The 18844-nt window shown below is 58.8% G+C and carries 17 protein-coding genes; 2 read left to right on the top strand and 15 right to left on the bottom strand.

Annotated elements, in window-relative coordinates:
- The 7 genes from ABIT76_10325 to ABIT76_10295 form a co-directional block, all read right to left on the bottom strand.
- Window positions 1-586 (bottom strand): F0F1 ATP synthase subunit alpha (locus ABIT76_10325; GenBank protein ID MEO7933542.1); only part of this gene is annotated, 586 nt, incomplete at its 3' end.
- Between the two features lie 29 nt (window positions 587-615).
- On the bottom strand, window positions 616-1014 hold the full coding sequence (locus ABIT76_10320; protein ID MEO7933541.1) for a F0F1 ATP synthase subunit delta: 399 nt from the start codon (window positions 1012-1014) through the stop codon (window positions 616-618).
- Between the two features lie 5 nt (window positions 1015-1019).
- The gene (gene atpF / locus ABIT76_10315; protein ID MEO7933540.1) at window positions 1020-1574 is read right to left on the bottom strand and encodes a F0F1 ATP synthase subunit B; all 555 of its coding nucleotides are present in this window, start codon (window positions 1572-1574) and stop codon (window positions 1020-1022) included.
- A 65-nt stretch (window positions 1575-1639) separates the two neighbouring features.
- Complete coding sequence (locus tag ABIT76_10310; GenBank protein MEO7933539.1) at window positions 1640-1834, bottom strand: ATPase; 195 nt, start codon at window positions 1832-1834, stop codon at window positions 1640-1642.
- A 96-nt stretch (window positions 1835-1930) separates the two neighbouring features.
- Window positions 1931-2938: a F0F1 ATP synthase subunit A gene (gene atpB, locus ABIT76_10305; GenBank protein MEO7933538.1), complete on the bottom strand. Its 1008-nt coding sequence runs from the start codon at window positions 2936-2938 to the stop codon at window positions 1931-1933.
- A gap of 128 nt (window positions 2939-3066) precedes the next feature.
- Window positions 3067-4272, bottom strand: coding sequence for a glycosyltransferase (locus ABIT76_10300; protein ID MEO7933537.1), 1206 nt, complete (start codon window positions 4270-4272; stop codon window positions 3067-3069).
- Window positions 4273-4329: 57 nt separating this feature from the next.
- Complete coding sequence (locus ABIT76_10295; GenBank protein MEO7933536.1) at window positions 4330-5175, bottom strand: hypothetical protein; 846 nt, start codon at window positions 5173-5175, stop codon at window positions 4330-4332.
- A gap of 87 nt (window positions 5176-5262) precedes the next feature.
- Between ABIT76_10295 and ABIT76_10290 the strand changes: the two genes are divergently transcribed.
- On the top strand, window positions 5263-6201 hold the full coding sequence (locus ABIT76_10290; GenBank protein MEO7933535.1) for a diacylglycerol kinase family protein: 939 nt from the start codon (window positions 5263-5265) through the stop codon (window positions 6199-6201).
- Between the two features lie 184 nt (window positions 6202-6385).
- On the opposite strand, the gene smc is transcribed toward ABIT76_10290, so the two are convergent.
- The 8 genes from smc to ABIT76_10250 all read right to left on the bottom strand — a co-directional run bounded on the left by smc (window position 6386) and on the right by ABIT76_10250 (window position 16822).
- Window positions 6386-10345 (bottom strand): chromosome segregation protein SMC, encoded by a 3960-nt coding sequence (gene smc, locus ABIT76_10285; GenBank protein ID MEO7933534.1) that lies wholly within the window; start codon window positions 10343-10345, stop codon window positions 6386-6388.
- A 49-nt stretch (window positions 10346-10394) separates the two neighbouring features.
- Window positions 10395-11645 (bottom strand): glycosyltransferase family 4 protein, encoded by a 1251-nt coding sequence (locus ABIT76_10280; protein MEO7933533.1) that lies wholly within the window; start codon window positions 11643-11645, stop codon window positions 10395-10397.
- The gene (locus ABIT76_10275; protein ID MEO7933532.1) at window positions 11642-13033 is read right to left on the bottom strand and encodes a Mur ligase family protein; all 1392 of its coding nucleotides are present in this window, start codon (window positions 13031-13033) and stop codon (window positions 11642-11644) included. Before ABIT76_10275 ends, ABIT76_10280 begins: the two co-directional genes overlap by 4 nt.
- A gap of 69 nt (window positions 13034-13102) precedes the next feature.
- On the bottom strand, window positions 13103-13276 hold the full coding sequence (locus tag ABIT76_10270; protein MEO7933531.1) for a hypothetical protein: 174 nt from the start codon (window positions 13274-13276) through the stop codon (window positions 13103-13105).
- Window positions 13277-13380: 104 nt separating this feature from the next.
- The gene (locus tag ABIT76_10265) at window positions 13381-14565 is read right to left on the bottom strand and encodes an aldo/keto reductase (GenBank protein ID MEO7933530.1); all 1185 of its coding nucleotides are present in this window, start codon (window positions 14563-14565) and stop codon (window positions 13381-13383) included.
- A gap of 5 nt (window positions 14566-14570) precedes the next feature.
- Window positions 14571-15650 (bottom strand): class I SAM-dependent RNA methyltransferase, encoded by a 1080-nt coding sequence (locus tag ABIT76_10260; protein ID MEO7933529.1) that lies wholly within the window; start codon window positions 15648-15650, stop codon window positions 14571-14573.
- 74 nt (window positions 15651-15724) lie between these two features.
- Window positions 15725-16126, bottom strand: a complete 402-nt coding sequence (locus ABIT76_10255; GenBank protein ID MEO7933528.1) for an exosortase system-associated protein, TIGR04073 family — start codon at window positions 16124-16126, stop codon at window positions 15725-15727.
- A gap of 57 nt (window positions 16127-16183) precedes the next feature.
- Window positions 16184-16822 (bottom strand): exopolysaccharide biosynthesis protein, encoded by a 639-nt coding sequence (locus tag ABIT76_10250; protein ID MEO7933527.1) that lies wholly within the window; start codon window positions 16820-16822, stop codon window positions 16184-16186.
- A 139-nt stretch (window positions 16823-16961) separates the two neighbouring features.
- On the opposite strand from ABIT76_10250, the gene ABIT76_10245 reads away from it, so the two are divergent.
- Complete coding sequence (locus ABIT76_10245; protein ID MEO7933526.1) at window positions 16962-18800, top strand: GreA/GreB family elongation factor; 1839 nt, start codon at window positions 16962-16964, stop codon at window positions 18798-18800.
- The last annotated feature ends 44 nt before the right edge of the window (window positions 18801-18844 follow it).

Here is an 18844-nt window from a genome sequence, read left to right as displayed (position 1 = left end):
GGAAATCGGGGTTGCCGATGTTGGCCTTGTTGATCTGGGCTTGGTTGAGAATGGTGTCAATAGCGACCGTCGTCTTGCCGGTGGCGCGGTCGCCGATGATCAATTCGCGCTGGCCGCGGCCAATCGGAATCATCGCGTCGATGGCCATGATGCCGGTCTGCACAGGCTGACTGACGGATTTGCGCTTGATGATGCCGGGAGCAATTTTTTCGACGGGATACGTCGTGTCGGAAACGATGGGTCCCTTGCCGTCAATCGGCTGACCGAGGGTGTTGACGACGCGGCCGAGCAGGCCTTTGCCGACAGGAACAGAGAGCAGGCGACCGGTCGTTTTGACTTCGGTGCCTTCCTTGACCTCGGTGAAATCGCCGAGCAAAACGCAGCCGACTTCGGTTTCTTCCAAGTTGAGCGCCAGGCCGTAGAGGCCGCCGGGAAATTCGATTAGCTCATTGAGCATGACGTCGCTCAGGCCTTCGATTTTGGCGACGCCGTCACCAGCTTCGCGGACGACGCCGACGTTGGATTTCATGGCCGTGGTGGAGAGGCCGGAGATTTGGGATTCGAGTTCTTGCAGGATGGTGCTCATGAGTAAAAAAGGTGGGAGTTAAATAGAAATCAGGCGGCGAGGGTTTTTTCGAGATGGGCGAGGCGTCCGCTCACGCTGCCGTCGTAAACATCACTGCCAATCTGAATGCGCAGACCGCCGATGAGTTCGGGTTTAATGTGGAGTTCGCTGGTCAGATCGTTGCCGTATTTGGCCCGGAGATCGCCCAACACCCGGTCCAGTTCCTGGGTGGAAAGATTCAGCGCGCTGTCGATCACGACGTGGCTTTTGGCCGTTTCGAGCCGGACTTGGCGCTGGATTTCCTTGAGGATGCCCGTGTAATTGCGGGGTTTACGTTCGATGACCAAAGCCGTCGCCTGCAGCAGCCGCTGGGAATCCAGCCGTCCATCGACGAAGCTGGCCTGAAAAAGCTGCTTGGAGGTTTTGCGGGAATCTTTGGACAGCTTCATGGGAGTTAGATAACGCTGACGCTGCGAGTGCTTTCCTCGGTCAGGCGCTGCTGGTCTTCTGCGGTGAGAACTTTGCCGGTGACCTTCGAAGTGGTGTCGATGACGAGGCGGCCGAGTTCGCGCTTGAGCTGGCTCAGCATCTGGCTGTGTTCGAGAGAGGTGGCTTCGCGAGCCTTGGCAATGATTTGCTCGGCTTCGGAGATAGCCTTCTGGCGCTCTTTTTCACCAGCGGAACCGGCGATCGCGAGGGCTTCGTCGATCACGCGCTGGGCCTCGCTGTTGGCCTTGGAAAGAATCTGCTGATAACGCACTTCCGACTCGGCGAGTTGCGCCTTGATCTTGTCGGCATTGGCGAGGCCTTCGGCGATGCGCTGGCGGCGTTCCTCGAGAATGTTGAGGATCGGTTTGTAGGCAAACTTCTGAAGTAGAATCGCAACGATCGCGAAGCTAATGCATTGCGAGAGAAACAGATGCCACTCGAAGCCGAAGGCATGGGCGGTGTCCTTGGCGGAATCGAGCATGCCGCCATTGGCTTGGGCCAGAAAGAAATGGGAAGTCATATTTGAAAAGTGTTGGGAAAAGGACAGGCGCGGAGCTGTTTTTTAAGGAACTCCGCGCCTGTGAATTACTGACCTTTGGCGAGGTAGATCGCGAAGAAGACAATGCCTTCCGCGAACGCCGTGCTCAAGATCGCCTGCACCAGGATCTGCGTGGCAGCTCCGGGGTTGCGACCGACTGCCTCTGCGGCCTTCATACCGATAAGACCCACGCCGAGAGCGGCGCCGAGCGCTGCCAGACCGATGTGAATGCTACCGCTCATTTCTGCGAGTATTGGTGTCATATGTTGTGTTGTTGTTTGATCCGCCGTCCGTCGCTGACTTTGCACGATCCGCCCGGCGAAATTGTTTTAAATTGGTTAGTGGTGTCCGTCGGCTTTCTCTTCGTGCTGACAGATCAGGAGGGTGAAAACGGCGGTCAAAAGCATGAACACCAGCGCCTGCACGATGCCGACGAGCAATTCCATGAAGTAGAAGGGAATCGGAATCAGCGGCGAGGTGATATTCCGCAGCCAAATCGGGTGCTGGATCAGATTCGACATGGCCTCCAGCATGTTTTCACCGGCGTAAATGTTGCCAAACAGACGGAAGCTCAGCGAAATCGGTCGGAACAAAATCGAGACGACTTCCAGCACGCCGACGATCATAAAAACCACGACCATGAGCACCTTCAGCAGGCCCGTGGTGTTTCCCTTGGGACCGAAAATGTGCATGATAAATCCGCCGGGACCGTTCTCCTGAATGGCCCAGACAATCCAGCAGAGGAAGAAGATGATCGACATCGCGAACGTCATGTTCAGGTCGGCATTGACCCCGCGCAGGAGCGGCTCGCTCATGTGCGACAGGCTCAAGGTTCCATTGCTTGTGCCCCAGCCGACCGTGCCGACTCCGGGAATGAGGCCGAACCAGTTGGTGAAGAGGATGAAGATGAAGATCGTCGCGAAAAACCAGAACGTTTTCTTGACCAGATGATGCCCGATGACGCCTTCGAGGAACGTGTAGAGACTTTCAACGAGCCATTCCCAGAAATTCTGTAAACCCGAGGGAACATCCTTGATTTTGCGAGTCGCGAGTTGGGCGGTGATGATCAAGCCCAGAGCTACCGCCCAGCAGAGAACCATGGAACTCGTGATGACAAATGGGCCGACCTGCGCGAGATGCGGTGCGGCCAGCGGGACGCCTTCCTCCTCGTGCTCGACGGGAGTTCCGGGTTCACCGGCGACGACGGCGTGCTCGAGATTGTTATGTGACTCGACTGCCTCCTGAGCCTGGGCGATGCCTCCCAAACTTAAAATCACACAAACGACCATCCAGCCGACAAATGATCGGCTCCAGTGACATAAATGAGGGAAAGCAGTAGCTAGCATGGGTTCAAAAAAGCCAAAGGACGGTTAGAACGAACCGGGGAGGGGAGCCGACAGTCGCTTGGCAGGGCGACATAAAAACGCGTCTTGGTAGCTTTGACAAGTCTAAATTGCGAGGTTTGTGAAATTTTTCACAAAGTCTTTTTTCCAGTCGCTGAGGCGAGCGCCTCGTCGTAGCAATTTTCCAACGCGGCGAGACTTTGCGGCAGGCCGTAAGTGCGCTCGATGTTTGTCAACGCAGCTTGGGAGAACGCCTGATAACGATGGAAGTCGCCTGTGATTTCCAGCAAGGCGGCGGCGAGTTCCTGCGGCGATTTCTCAGCGACCAGCCATCCATCCTCCCCATGCGTCACGGCCTCGGGAATGCCTCCGTGGTTGGTGGCAACGACCGGCAAACCAGCGGCCATCGCCTCCAGCATCGCATTCGGAACGCCCTCGCGATCTCCGCTGGCCGTCATTTCGCTCGGATGGAGAAAAAGGTGTGCGTTGTCGATGCGGCGATACAGTTCGGTGGAAGAAATCCAGCCCAGGAGTTTCACATTCGACTGCAACTCCAATGAAAGGATTTTCTCCTCCAGTGCTTTTCGTTGCGGCCCTTCGCCAGCGATCCAGAACTGCGCGAGCGGATATTTCTTCTGGAAAACCGCAAACGCCTCGATGGCGGTCAGCAGCCCTTTCTTCGCGATCAACCGGCAGGCTTGCAGTGCGATCCAACTCCCATCTTCGGGCGCGGTGCGCACACGGCGGACGATTCCCTCCAATGGAATGGGAGTCCGATTGAGCCGCAGTTTTTCGGGCGGACACCCCATTTCGCGGACGCGGTCGAGCAACGATTGGCTCCTCGCCAGCACCAGCGTCGCCGTGGCAAAAACACCCGGCAGCGCGTGCGCGTATTCGTCCTTGTAGGCCGCATCCGTGGCATCGACGCCGTGAAACGACACGATCAGCGGCCCGCCCCAAGCCTGGATCATCGGGAGAAATTTTGCCGCCTTGTGTCCATAATAGACGTGCAGCAGTTGCGGCCCCGCCTTCGCCAGCAAGGGAGCGAGATTGTGGCTGTGCCAGCCGGGCGGCGGCAGGACTTGCACTGGATTCCACTTCTTCAGCACGTGCTTCAACCAGAACCGGCGCAGGAAATTTCCCCGTGGCCGAAACTTGTTTTTTTTCATCACCGTCAGCGGCTCGAAGGGAAACTGCTCCGCGTGGATCCGCTCCTCGCACCACACTTCCGTCCGCCAGCGCGTCAGACCCGTGACCTGACGATACACGCTGAGCATCTCCGGCTTGAGGAACGTGCCGCAAACGCTGATGACGAGTGGTTTCTGGGAAGCAGGCATTCCGCCATTCCTACCAGACCCGGCCCGCGAGTTGTAAACCTAAATTGCTGGGAAAACCTACGGCGTCTTCGGCAGCTTCTCCGGGTGCAGCGGGACGGCGCGTGGATAATTCTCCGTGTCGCCGGGCGACGGCGCGGCTTTCGTGGGATCCGCTGCTGCAGCGGGATCGGCTTCTTTCATCGGATCGACCTCCTGCAAAGGCTCCACGTTTTCCTGGGTCGGGGCGGGTTCGCCGCGAATCGGGATGCCCAGTTCGGCAGCGCGGGCGCGGGCTTTTTCATCGGCGGCGCTGGCGGCCTGCAACTTGGCCGTGGCGGCGGTCATCGCCTCACGCGCATCGACGCGAGCAGTGGATGTCGCACGTTCGGCCCGGTCCAGCTTGCGGTCGAAGTCGGCACTGGAGCCCTCGCCCGTGTTTTTCGTTGGCATCATCTTCGCCTTCTCGATTGCGCCGCGGACTTCCTTTTCCTCCACCCGCTTGGCGAGCGCCACGACCTGCTTCGACTGCGCGTCGCTCAACATCTTCAGGCCCTCCACTTTCAACGTCTCCGCGTCGATTTGCAGCCCCGCGACCTCCATCATCTTGGCAAATTGCTTCTTCTGATTCATCAATTGCGTCAGCCGGTTTTGCGAATCCGTCACCGCCTTGTCCATCGTCACCACGCTTTGCTTGAGGTCCTCCGCCTCGCGTTTGTCCTTCTCCAGATCCTCATTGAGCCGCTCCACTTCCTTCATTTTCTCGGCGCGCTGACGATCCAATTCCCGGTTCTTCACCTCCTGGAGCAGCGTCTGGGCCTTGTCTTGTTGCGAGGGAGCCCCCTGACTCCAGCCCGTCGCGTGCAACGTCATCAGCCCCGCGAAAAGGCACGCTCCCAACCTCGAAAATCTCAGCGGTGTTTTCATGCAATGATCCTTACCCATTTTGTAAACAGCTAGCAAGCGCTCAGACTCGGCTTTCTAACAAATAAATCTGCCGCTAGATTCCCGGCCATGCGTGCCCTCCTCCTCACGAATCCAGATTCCGGCGATACCGACACCGGGAACAGCGACGCCATTCGAGCCGCACTCGCCACCGCGCCCTTCACAATGGAACTCGCCGAGATCCATGGCGAAAACGACGCCGCCACTTTCGCCCGCCGGGCTGTCGCAGATCACTTCGACATCGTTCTCGTCTCCGGGGGCGATGGCACCGTTAGCGAAGTCGCCCGCCAGCTCGTCCACAGCGACGTCATTCTAGGCATCATCCCGAGTGGGACTTTCAATAATATCGCCCGCAGCCTGCGGATTCCGTCGGCCCTCGCCGCCGCCTGCGCCGTCATTTTAGATAACCATGCGACTCGCATCGACGTCGGCCTCGCCAACAACTCCCGCGTCTTCTTCGAGGCCGCTGGCGCCGGACTCGACGCCGCCCTTTTTCCTCTCGGCGAGGAGATCAAAGGCGGACACTGGACCCGCTGGCTGCAATTTCTCCGCACCGCATTCCACTACCGCGCCCCGAGATTTCACCTCACCTTCGACCGCTCCATCGACGAGGCGCTGGCTCCCGGCTCCCGCCGAAAATACACCACCCGCGAACGCCGCTCGCACACGTTGCACCACCGCGCGCTCTTCGTCGTCGCGGCCAACGGCCCCTTCTACGGCGCCGGCTTCACCGTCTCGCCGGGGGCAAATCTCACCGATGGATTATTCACCATCTCGCTCTTTCGCCGCTTCACGAAATGGGAATTGCTGCGTCATTTCCACTCCATCTTTCGGGGGAAACGTCGTCACTCGTCGAAGATCGAGACCTTCACCGCCGGGCGCGTCACCATCAACGCCCTCGTCCCCGTCCCCGCGCACGTCGATGGCGTTGCCTTCGGAGAAACGCCCTTGACCCTGGAAACCTTGCCCGGCGCATTGCGAGTCTTCACCCCGCGCGGGGCTGCGTAATTCCCCGGGAGCGCACGCGTCTCGCGTGTTCTTTGAGGTGTCTCGCCTCAAAGCTTTCCCCGTGAGAGGACCACGAACGTCAAAGCCCTTTCGCGAGACGCAAAAGGGAACACGCGAGACGCGTGCGCTCCCGGAAGACTTTCCGCTCCACCTCAACTCCCCAGACCACGTCCCACTCAGCCCCTTAGGACCCCGGCGACTCGCTATGCAGATTCCCGCTTTTCCCGAAACTCTCCGCAATACTCGGCGGATTCGCTCCTTCCAACTCATGACCCCCCACCGAATCCTCGCGCCGCGTCAGTTTCACCCCGACCAATTTGCTCACGCCCTGCTCCTCCATCGTCACGCCGTAGAGCACGTCCGCTTTGGCGATGGTCCGCTTGTTGTGAGTAATCACCACAAACTGACTCTGCGCCACAAACCGGTCCAGAATCTTGATAAACCGATTGATATTCGACTCATCCAACGGCGCATCCATTTCATCCAGCACGCAAAACGGGCTCGGCTTCACCATATAGATGGAGAACAGCAGCGCCACGGCCGTCATCGTCTTCTCGCCACCGCTCAAGAGCGTAATGGAACTCAACTGTTTCCCCGGCGGCTTGGCCACGATCTCGATGCCACTTTCCAGCGGATCGGAGTCGTCGGTGAGCAATAAATTCGCCTTTCCGCCCCCAAAAAGCTCCGTAAACATCTCCTGAAAATTCACCCGAATCTGCTCAAACGTGTCCGCAAAGAGCTGCTTCGTCGTGTGATTGATCTTCGCGATGGCATCCAGCAACTCGGCCTTCGAGCGCACCAGATCGTTGTTCTGCTCGTCCAAAAACTTCCCGCGTTCCTCCAGTTCGTCGAACTCCTGGATTGCCTCCAGATTCACCGGCCCGATCGCATCCACGCGTTCGGTCAGCTCGGCCACGGCGCGCTCGACGAAGGCCCAATCTTCGCCATTTTCCGATGCCTTGGAGACACTTGTGCTCGCCTCTGCCGAAGGATTGGGGCCTTCGAATGCAGATGTTCCGGCGTCCGCCAAAGGGTTGGGAAGGTCGGATACACGCGTTCCGGGGTTCGCCGAAGGGTTGGCGGGGTCGGATACATACGTTCCGGGGTCCGCCGAAGGGTTGGCGAGGTCGGATACATACGTTCCGGAGTCCGCCAAAGGGTTGGCGAGGTCGGAAACATGCGTTCCGGGTTCCGCCGAAGGGTTGGAATGGTCGGAAACGGCAGATTTAGAGGCGGCTCTCGCCTTCAAATCCCGCACCGCGACGTTGAATCCATACGTGTCGGGCGTAAAACTGGCCAAATCCATCTGATACCGACGCTGGATGTGCTCGAAAATGGATTCGAGTTTCAGTCCGATCTGCGTTTTGCGGATTTCTTTCTGCCCGCGCTCTTCCTGAAACTGAAACAACCGTTTCCGAGCCTCGCGCAGACTCGTCTCAGACTCGCCCGTGACCCGGATGAGTTCCTTTCGTTCCTCCTGCAACTCTCCCGCCACCTTTTCCGCCGAACCGAGTCCGTCCCGGCTCGTCGCCACGCGGCTCGTGATGCCCTCGATCTCTTTTTCCAGGGTAATCGTCCGTTCGCGATAGGCTTGAATGTCGTTCTTGCGCTGGGCAATCAGCTCGCGCAACTCGGTCAAACGCGCCGCCATCGGCTGACGCTGACGCCGCAGATTCTCCGCCCGCTGACGCTCCGTGGCGACGCGAATGCGGGCCTCGCTGAGGGTTTCCGAGAGCCGATTTTCCTCATCGCGCGCCTGGTCGAGAGTCGATTGCAACTCGGATCGCTTGTCCTGATGACTCGAAATCAGGGCCGCCAGTTCCGCGAGTTGCAGCGTCGTCTGCTCGATGGATGCGGTCGCCGTCGCGGCGCGTTTGGCGAGGCTGTCGCGCTCCCATTCGAGGGTGCGAACCTTGTTTTCGGAGTCGCGCAGGTCGCGTTCGAGATTGGCGAGCTGGCTTTGCGCCGACGAACCGGCCAGGTGCGCTTCCTGCACGAGGTCGCGGCGCGACTGCAAATCGGTCCGCAATGTTTCCAGCATTTCATTGGAACTCGACCGTCTTTTTTCGGCCGCAGCCAGCGTCTCGCGGGCCGCTTCGAGAGTCTTTTGCAGCGCGGTGATCTGATTTTTCCGGGCCAAAACGGAGTTCGCGGCGTCGGACGTTTGCCCGCCCTGAATCACGCCGTCGGCGGAAAGAATCGTCCCGTCGAGCGCGGCAAACGTGTGGTCGGGATGCGACGCGCGGAGTTTGAGTGCAGCGTCGAGATCGGCGACGAGGAGGGTTTTTCCGAGAAGCTGGCGCACGAGCGGCTGGGCCGGGGCGTCCACTTTCACCTTGTCGAGCGCCCAGGCCAATGCGCCCTCGGGCAAAAAGTGCTGCTCGTGGCCGCCATTGGACTGCAACTCGACTGGAGCGAGGGCGGCGCGGCCTTGCTTCTTCTGCACGAGCGTCTCGAAAATCTGCGGAACGACCATGCTTTCCTTCAACAGAATCGTCTGCAACTGCGCCCCGAGCGCCGTCTCGATGGCGGTGATGAACTCGGGTTCCGTCTCAATCTGCGAGGCGAGCGAGCCCAAAATCGCGGCCTTGTTCGGGCCTTTCAGGACGGCCTGCGTGCCTGCGCCAAGTCCCGCGCCTTCCTCGTTGAGCTGACGCAAAACGCTGAGGCGCGAATCATTTTCCGCGACGGCTCGCTGGGCAGCAGTGAGCTCTTTTTCCATCTGACTGAGATCGGACTGGGCGGTTTTCAGACGTTCCTCAAGCTGACGCTGCTGCTCGCGGGCCTCGCTGAGTCGAGTTTGAGCCGACTGCAACGTCTCGCGCGCCGTGGCGATCTGACCCGCCAATTCGTCGCGGCGAGTCGTGGCGGTGGTCAGTTCCTGAGTGAGCGCAGCCGTGCGCGCCTCGGTGCCCTGATGCTGCCCGGTGAGATTCGCCAGCTCAGTGCGAAGTGCGTTCGAGCGTCCCTCGGATTGGGAAAGCGTCGTGTCCGACTGGCGCAGCGCGGTCTCGGCGGCCACGCGTTTGTCGCGGAGTTTCGTCACCGCATCCGAGTGCGAAGCGAGCGCAGCTTCCTCGGTTGTGAGGAGGGAAGAGGCTTCTTCGAGCTGCTGATCGGTGTCGGCAATCTGCGATTCTTGGGTGAGCAATTTCTCCTCACCCGCCGCGAGATCGGTCTGATACCGCTCGGCCAGCGTGCCGAACTCGACGATCCGCTCGCGGTTGAAACCAATCCGACTTTCACCGTTGGCGATGTCGTTTTTCAGATCCTGGACACGCTGCCGGGCGTCGGCGATGCGCGTTTCCATCTCGGCCAGCTCCATTTTTTTCGCGGTCAGGCCGTTTTCCAATTGAGTCACATGCGACTCGGTGGATTGCTGGTTGTCGGTGATTTGAGTTAGGGCGGAATCTATTTCGAGGATTTCCTTCTGAAGATCGTCGTGGCGTTTCCGCGAAAGATGCGTGTCGAGAATGCGCAGCTCGCCGAGCAAAGACTGGTAGCGCCGCGCTTTGCCCGCCTGACGCTGGAGGCTGCCGATCTGGCGCTTCACTTCGCGCATCACGTCGGTCAGGCGAAGGAGATTGGCCTCGGTGAATTCCAGTTTTCGCAGGGCTTCTTTCTTCTGCGACTTGTATTTCGTGATGCCCGCCGCTTCCTCGAAAATGGCGCGGCGTTCCTCGGGCCGGGAGCTGAGGATTTGGTCGATCTTGCCCTGTTCCATGATGGAATAGGCGGAGCGGCCGATGCCCGTATCCATGAAAAGGAGATGGATGTCGCGCAGTCGGCAGGGCGTTTTATTGAGGAGATATTCGGAGCGTCCGTCGCGAAACACCCGGCGCGTGATCCGCACCTCGTGGTAGTCGAGCCCGAGCTCGGCCTCGCATTCGGCAAACGTCATCGAGACCTCGGCCATGCCGACCGCCGCCCGCGAATCGGTGCCGGAGAAGATCACGTCGGCCATTTCGCCGCCGCGCAAAGCCTTGGCGGACTGCTCGCCGAGCACCCAGCGAATGGAGTCGAGGACGTTCGATTTCCCGCAGCCATTCGGCCCGACAATGGCCGTCACACCACGATGAAACTCGATCAGGGTGCGGTTGGCGAAGGACTTGAAGCCTTGGATTTCGAGGGACTGGAGATACATGGAACGGGCGCGAATGATACGACTCTCGCTCGAAAGCTAAAGCCCGAAGTTAGGGCGGCGTCTGGAGCAATTCCTCGATGCGGCGGAGCAGTTTTCCAATGAAAACGCGCCGGATCGGATGCGTCGCAGCGAACCGGCGGAGGAGTTCGATGATTTTCTGGATCGGCTTCGGCGGGACTTCGAGCGCGGTCTGATGTTTCTGTTTCAGGTCGGCGACGCGCGCCTCCAAAACTTCGTTGCGCCGCTGGATGCGCTCGTGGGCCTGGCGCATTTTCTCGACCCGCTCGTGGTCGGCAAAGAGCGGCGTGAGTGCGCGCAGATAATCGCTCGCAGCGGTCATGTCGTCCACGAAACTGGGGCGCTCCATCGTCTTCCATTCGGCGATGATTTTCTCGTAGATTTGCACCAGATCATCGGCCGCTTTTTCGAAATCCGCCTCGCGCCGGATGTAGTGATACACCTCCTGCTGGGCGGCGGGATCGTAAGCGGCCAGTTGCGCGGAGAGTGTCGTGTAGGGCGTCTGTTCCTCCCAAAGCGCCATCGTGAAATTCACCGTGCGCCGTTCAGCGATGTTTGCCGGAGTGATCAGCGGCCCGAGTTTTTCCTGATCGGTCGAGCTCACCACACAGCCGACGGCGAGCGCCTCCAAGGCGGTGCGGCCCGTGCCAAAAATGAGGTCGTATCCTTGGTAAACCGCCAGCGGATCGGCGATGCTTCCCCGACTCCACTCGGTCTCGTGATGCAGCTCGATCCCGTGCTCACGGCAGAGGCGTTCAACGTTTTCCAGTGTGGCCGGAGTGGCGGCGATGCGTGGACAATACGCGGCGGTCCCTAGTCGGGTCGGTGGCGTTTTCGGTGTGGGAAAAAGACCGAAATTGATGTGATTTCCCAGCGAGTAAAATCGCTCCAGCGGGATGCATTTCTGCACCGAGCAGCGAAATGTGCTGATCTCCGAGAGGTTGATGTAACCCAGGATGCGCGGGTGAATCGGCACGCGTTCCTGCCACGGGGTGACGCCGTGAATGTAGTAAACGCAGGGCGTTTCCGGCAGGGCCATCAGCGCGCTCATGGTCTCGAGATGATGCTGGCCGTGAATGATGTCGGGCTTGAATGGGAGGTCGCGGAGGTTGCTAACCACGGCAAATTTATCCTCGATCAGCAGGTCGGCGACATGACCGAGTTTCGACGAATACAGCATCACCTGATGCCCTCGCTGACGGAGCAGGCGCGCGATCTCCGCGACGACAGTTTGCGTGCCGCCGTTGCTGGCGAGCGTGGTGTTTGTAATGAGGACGATCATGGTTCTATTGCAGCGGTAATTTCGCGGACGAGCAATGCTCGCGAGGGCGCGTGCACGGCAATCAAAATCGTGTCCCCGGCGTGGATGTTTTCCACGACCCAGGCGACCAGCGTCTTGCGCGTGGCGCGATAAGCGGACGTGATGTTGAGCGAGGTTAGATCGGCAATGAGTTGTTCGCAGGAAAACGGCGGATCGCAGTCTTCCAGCTGGTTCGCCGGTGGCGCGACTAACACGTGACTCGCCTGCTCCAGCGCCTGCGGGAGCGTGCGCTGCACATAGCCGTCACCCGGCCCGGGAGTTTGCGGCTGGATAAGGCAAAGAAGTCGTCCCGTCGGATGACGTTCGCGCAACGCCTCGACCGCCGTTTGCAGCGACGCGGGATGCACATTGCTATCGACAAACAGCCGGACGCCGCCGGGAGTGCCAACGTGCTGGAGCCGTTCCTGCACCGGGAGAAAATCCCGCAGCGCCTTTGCGGAAATTTTTGGTTCGATGCCCAAGTGATGCGCGGCAGCGATGGCCAGCGCGGCGTCGAGGACGTTGGCTTTGCCGAGGAGAGAAAGATGGAACGCGTGCCCTAAAAAAGTGAATCGAGTTCCATCATTATCAGCGGCATAATCGGTGAGCCGGGACGTGGAAGTTTCCTCCCAGCCAACCGTGGTCACAGGAGCGGAAGACGCCGCAATGGCCTTGATACAATTGGAACTCGCATCACCACTAACCACGGCAAACCCATTGTTGGGGAGATTAGCTAACATGCTCACAAAAAGTTCCTCATAACTATCAAACTCGGGATACAGCTCCAGGTGGTCGGGATGAATGTTAGTGAGCACTGCGGCGGTCGGACGGTAGTGGACGAATTTCGGTGTTAGATCCGTCGGCGAGCTGGCGTATTCGTCACCCTCCAAAATCGCCAGTGGACTTCGATTCAAATGCAATCCGGATGGAAAATTTCCGGGCACTCCGCCGATCAGATAGTCGGGTTGCAAGCCGGCGAAATGGGCCATCCAGGTGAGCATCGAAGTCGTGGTGGTTTTTCCCTTGGTTCCGGCGACAGCGACGCGTTGCGCGGCTTGTTGAGTGAACGCAGAAACCAACTCTGGCAGTGATACGAATGAAACTCCCGTGTCCACCAAAGAATGCCCGCGACCGATGACTAACATGTCGCAGTTCCGCCTGTTTTCACCGCTGGAATCCACGTCGATTCCAGCCGCTGCTAACATCAGCGACATTGGCGGATCGCTTTGGTCGTCCGAACCTGTGACGCGATATCCCAGCCGCTGGAGTTCGATCGCCATCTGGCCCATCGCAATGCCGCAGATCCCCAGAAAATGGAGGTGAACTTCGCGCGGGTTTTTTTCTAACAGTATTTGGACGGAGACAGGCATCTCAAAAAAAGCGAAAAGCCCCAAGTGATGGAAACCACTTGGGGCTTTTCAAATGACTGCTATTACGGATCAGGCGTTGAAGGGGATGATCGGCTCACCCCGGGGAACGATGTCTTCGCTAATTGGCTGTCCCTTGGCGAAAACACCCTCGCTGATCGGTTGCCCGACGTTAATGATGCCTTCGCTAATCGGCTGTCCTTTTCCCAAAACTCCCTGACTGCTAACACATGTGCTGGATTTCATATTTAGTTTCCTTCTGGTTGGTGGTTGGTGCATCTGCGGATTGCAAACGATGCAGCGAGACTCGTTGCTGGGCCAAAAGCGGGCAAGTTTTTTTTGCCCCAATACTAGTCGCTTTTGCTCAGGCGCTGGACTTCCTCACCGAGCAAAATGTCGTTAGCCTCGGTCAGAATCTGCGGGATGCGATCTGCAAAGGCGGAGCCAGCGAGGAGCGGGGCGAGGGCGTGCGCGTCGAAGGTTTTCGCGTTCGTTCCAGGGAACCAGTGGCCGGCGTTTCCGAGCAAATTGTAGCGCATTTTGCCGAAGCTCACGAGGTCGAGCGACTTCGCCAGCGACCAGAGGCGGAGGATTTCCAGGACATTGATTTCGCCGGGCAACTCGTGGTATTCGGGAATGTTTTTCCACCAGTTGGCGGTCCAGTCGGCACCGAGGACGCGGTTCATTTCTGAGCGGAGTCGCATTTCTATCGGAGCGATGGTTTCCGCTCTGGAATCGTAATGTTTGAGCGCCTCGATATGGGCGTCGAAGTCGCTCGGTTTGCTCGCGCCGATGCTGAGGGTGTGAACTTGAGGGCGGGACAGGCAATAGAGGTCGTTAAAGGCCATTGGCGTGAGCGGGGCGCAAAGATCGACGAGCTTTTTCGGTGGATCGTAGAGTTTCCCGCCTTTGTCGTTGGGCGAAATAATGAAGACGCCGATGTCGCGTTTTTCGGCTTCGAGAATAGCGGGCCAGTTGAGGTCGTTCACGAAATACCAGTGCAGGTTCACGTAGGAAAACGCGTCGGTTTTGAGTGCCTTGGTGATCTCCGCGCAAGTGCCGTGAGTGGAGAATCCGATGTGCCGGACGCGGCCTTCGCGTTGAAATTGCTGGGCGCACTCGAGAGCGCCGCCGGGGGCGAGAGTTTGCGCGAGAACCTCGGCGTTGTTAATGCCGTGAATGGAGAAAAGATCGACGTAATCGAGTTGCAGGTTTTTCAGCGAAAGCTCGAAGGCTTCGATGAATTTCTCGCGCGTTTCCTGCGGTGCGAGCTTGGTCTGGATGATGAGTTTTTCCCGGTCGAGCCGCGGCAAAAGGAAGCCGAGTTGCATCTCGCTCGAGCCGTAGCCCCGGGCGGTCTCGATGTGATTGATGCCTAACTCGAGTGCGCGCTGGATGGTGGCTTCGAGGTTGTTCTGGCCGGCGGTGGGAATGTCCTCGGGCGTGAGGTCGTTCCAGCTTTCCTGGTAACGCATCCCGCCACAGGAGAGGACGGGAATCTGAATCTCAGTGCGGCCAAAGCGTCGGGTTTTCATTCGAGTTAGATCGGATTCTGGAGTTCGAGAATGGCGAGAACTTCGATCTCGGCGGTCTGCGGAAACATGTCGAACGGCTGCACGCGGCGGACGGTGTAAGCGGCGGCCAGTTTCCCCAAATCGCGTGCGAGCGTGGAGGGATTGCAGCTAATATAGAGAATCGTCTGCGGCGGGTGCGCGAGAATGGAGCGGGTGACTTGCGGGGCGAGTCCCTCGGCGGGCGGATCGAGCAGGAGCGTGGTGCCGGCGGGGGCCCAGGTGAGGGTGTCGTCGAGGAGCAGGCCGACGTCGCCGAGCTGGTACGACTCGTGCGGGGCGCAGGTTTTCTGGGCGGCGGCGACGGCGTATTGGCTCCATTCGAGGCCGATGGCTTGATCGAAACGATCGACGAAGCGTTTCAGGAAGAAACCGGAGCCGCAATAGGCGTCGATCAGGAGCGGTCCATGGGCGGGAAGGTGGTCGCCGACGGCGTTGGCGAGAAGCTCGGCCACGGTGTCGTTGGTCTGGCGAAAAGTGCGTTCGTCGGAGCGCTCGCGGAGCGTGTAATGTCCGTCGCGCGGACGTTTTTTGCGCAGCTCGGTGAGTTCGGCATTTACGGCTTCGCTGGCGATGGGGCAGCGCTCGATGGAGACAATTTTGTGTTCGTCGTAGGCAAAAAAACCGATGTCGCCTTCCTGCACGTGGACGGTGATGCGGTTGCGGTAGGCGAACGGCGTGGGCGAGGGGACGGTGGGCTCGACGGCGGCGTCGAGTTTGCCGATGCGGCGCAGCGTGTCGCGGACTTGCTGCTGCTTGATTTCGAGTTGGTGCGGATACGTGGCGTGCTGGTAGGAGCAGCCGCCGCAGGTGCCGAAATAGGGACACGGCGGCTCGGTGCGATGCTCCGATGGCTGCAAGATGCGAACCAGACTCGCCTCGGAAAAGCTTTTGTGTTCGCGAGTGGTTTTTGCGAGAACGACTTCGCCCGGGAGGACGAAGGGAATGAACACGACCTTGCCCTCGTGACGCGCGACGCCTTTTCCACCAAACCCGACATCGCCAATGGTGAGGATGGCGGGGTTGTTATCGACAGTGGGACGTGGCACGGGAGTTCTTTAGAAAAGCAAAAAGACTTCCCCGATTATCGAGAAAGTCTTTTTGCAGAGAGATAATGGAGGGTTTAATGACGGGCGTAGCCGTAGGAGGATTCGAAGCCCAGCTCAGGCGGGAATTCCCCGAAAGTGCCATTATGGTTACGCGTCGGGCTCTTCAAGTAGGGCTTATAGGTGCCGCGATTCAGCGGGAAAGGATGCGTGAGCACTTCAAACACTCCCACTCCCATGCGTTGGGCAGAGCGGCGCAGACCAGAGAGAATGCCGACACTGAAGGCAGCCGAGTTGCCTTCCTCATTGTTTACGACGCATATAGTGTGCGGAAGTTCCGCGGTGCCGTAGAGAATATTAGCCACACCACGGTCAAACTTGCGGCGGCCATCATACTTTTTGCCGGGAGGATCTTGAATGTCGGCGCGGGCCATGCCGAAACTAGCCACGAGGAGGAGGGAGCAGATGAATAATTTCATAAAGTTAGGTATACCGATGATTTACGTTTCTGCGCAACAGAAGTTTTGTGGAAATCCTTAGAAAACTGCGTTCCATATCCATTGCAACGCGTTTCGGCCCATCAGGAAAGTGAAAGCGAGATAAGCCGTCGCCAAAATCGAAAAGAGCAGGCCGAGCAAAACAAAGACGCCGTCCTTCTCGATCAACCCGGCGGAAAAAAAGATGATCGAGAGCGCCGGCAGGCAATTCGTCCCCGGCACCGGCAGCGGCAGGCAGAGCATGAGCCCGCCGTAAGCGATGCCCCAGGCGACGGCGGCGAGAACCAGCCGATGCGACATGAAATTCAGCCGGGGCCGGGTAAATTTCTCCAGGAAAACCATCACGCGGATCACGCCTTTGAGGATTTTTGCGAGGAACCGATCCTGGATGTGGCGCTGGCGGATGAACGCCGGCAGCCACGGCTCGCGCCCGAGTGCGATGGCACTGCTGATCAAAATAATCGCCAGTCCAAATGGAGTCGAGACGGGCAGGGGCACCGGCAATATAAATGGAAGTCCCAGCATCAGGAGAAAGACCAGAAAGCCCTCGGCGCGAAGAAATTTCTCCAGCTCATGGATGGTCATCTGCCGCCCTTGGGAATGCGCCAGCAACTCGCGAAAACTAGCCGACACCCGGAGGCGGACCGGGGGAATGGCGTCGGCAGTTGGATGAGGCATCGCGGCAGGATGCTGCATGGAGGGAGGGCGCGCAATCCCTCCCCGGGAAAAACTGAGTCGAATGCAACTCGCATCACATCTGACGTTTTTCCTTTGCCTCGCCGTGTGGTGTCCCTAACCTTCCTGTCCCTAACTATTTATGCTGCCAGAAATTCAGAAACTCGTCGATGCCGGTCAACTCAACTCCCAACATGGCGAGAAAATGGAAAATCTCACTCCCGGAACGTGGGTCCTCCACAAAAGCTGGGGCTTCGGCCAGATCGAATCCTGGAACGACCTCGTGGGTCAGGTCATTATCAATTTCCAGTCGAAAAAAGCGCACCCGATGCAGTTTCAATACGCTGCGGAAACTCTGGCCGCAGTGCCGCCGGATCATTTCCTCGTTAAAAAAGCGACCGGAGCCGACCAGCTCAAAGTCCTCGCCAGCAGCGAGCCCGCGGAGCTTCTGCGGATGATTCTGGCCGATCACGACAATAAATTAACGGTCGATCAGCTCACGAAATTGATCGTGCCAGATCTCATGACCGAGGCCGGTTTCAAAAAATGGTGGGACGCCGCAAAAAAGACCGCGAAGACTGGCGGACTCATCGCCATTCCCGCCAAGCGGACTGAGCCGATCCTGCTCCGGGAGAACGCGTTGTCTCGGACGGATGAATTGATTGCCACCTTCCAAACTGCTCGCCAGACCCGCGATCAACTCGCCGCCGCCGATCAGATCGTCAAGAATCTCGCTCTCTTCGGCCCGGAACTCGACAAACTCAAACCGGTTGTCACCGCCCTCGGCACCATCGCCGCGCAAAATCAGAAATTGAACACCGCCGACGCGATGGAACTCCTCATTGCCCGCGACGAGATCACCGCCACCTATCTTTCGCTCGCCGTCTCCCAGAGCAATCTAACCCTCGAAAAAATGCTCGCCGACGAGGAGGGCCGCTTGAATGAAGTGCTGCCCAACATCGGCGCCGCCCGCCAGCGCAAAGTGCTCGCCGCGTTTCCGAAGGCGTTCCCCGATCGCTGGATCGAAAAAGTCACCCGCCTCCTGCAACGCGCCAACACCCGCATTGCCGGCGAAGTCGCCCGCCTCCTCGAAGAACAGGGAAACACAGGCGAGTTAGAGCGCGCTCTGGACAAGGGCATTCGCGAGCATTCCATTTCCTCCGACGGCCTGATCTGGCTGGCCAAGGAGCGCAAGAAATATCCCGATTACACGAAGACCGGGCTCTTCACCGCGATCATTTCCGCGATCGAACGCAATCAGCAGAGCGAAATCAAAGCCACCCGTTTGCAGGATCTCCTGATGGAAGATCGCGAGCTCGTTTCCGACATGGTCGAGGGCGCGAATTCGCACGACGCCCGCGACGTCATGCGCAAACTGATGATGACCAATGTCTTCGAGGAACTGACGAAGCGCTCGTTGCTCGCCCGCGTCATCAAGGCGCATCCCGAGTTGCAAACGATGCTCTCCGGCGACGTGACCGAAAAGGAGGAGCAACTCATCGTTTCCTGGACCAGCCTCGAGAAGCGCAAAGAGGAATACGAGGACCTGCTGACCAAGAAAATCCCCGAGAACGTGAAGGAAATCAGTGCCGCCCGCGAGCACGGCGATTTGCGCGAGAACTTCGAATACAAGGCCGCCAAGGACCAGCAAACCGTCCTCCAGCGCCGCAAAGCCGAGATCGAGCACATGCTCGGCCTCTCCCGCGGCACGAGCTTTGAAAATCCCGACACGAGCCGCGTCTCCATCGGCACAGTCGTGGAAATCACCGACACCGCCACCTCCGAGCGCGAGACCTTCACCATCCTCGGTGCGTGGGACAGCGAGCCGACTTCCAATGTTATCTCCTACCTCACCTCCATCGCTCAGGGTCTGATCGGCCACGGCGTCGGCGAAACGGTTTCCCTGCCCACCGAACGCGGCACCAAACAAGTCCGCATCGAAAAAATCACCCCCTACACCGGCCCGCTCTCGGTGAAATAACGAACAAGATTGACCTCATCGGTCCTGCGATTACAACCTGACTC

Source organism: Chthoniobacterales bacterium (assembly GCA_039930045.1).
Taxonomy (GTDB): Bacteria; Verrucomicrobiota; Verrucomicrobiia; order Chthoniobacterales; family DASVRZ01; genus DASVRZ01.
The sequence above is the reverse complement of the archived record's forward strand: the minus strand, read 5'-3'. Positions and strand labels throughout refer to the sequence as shown.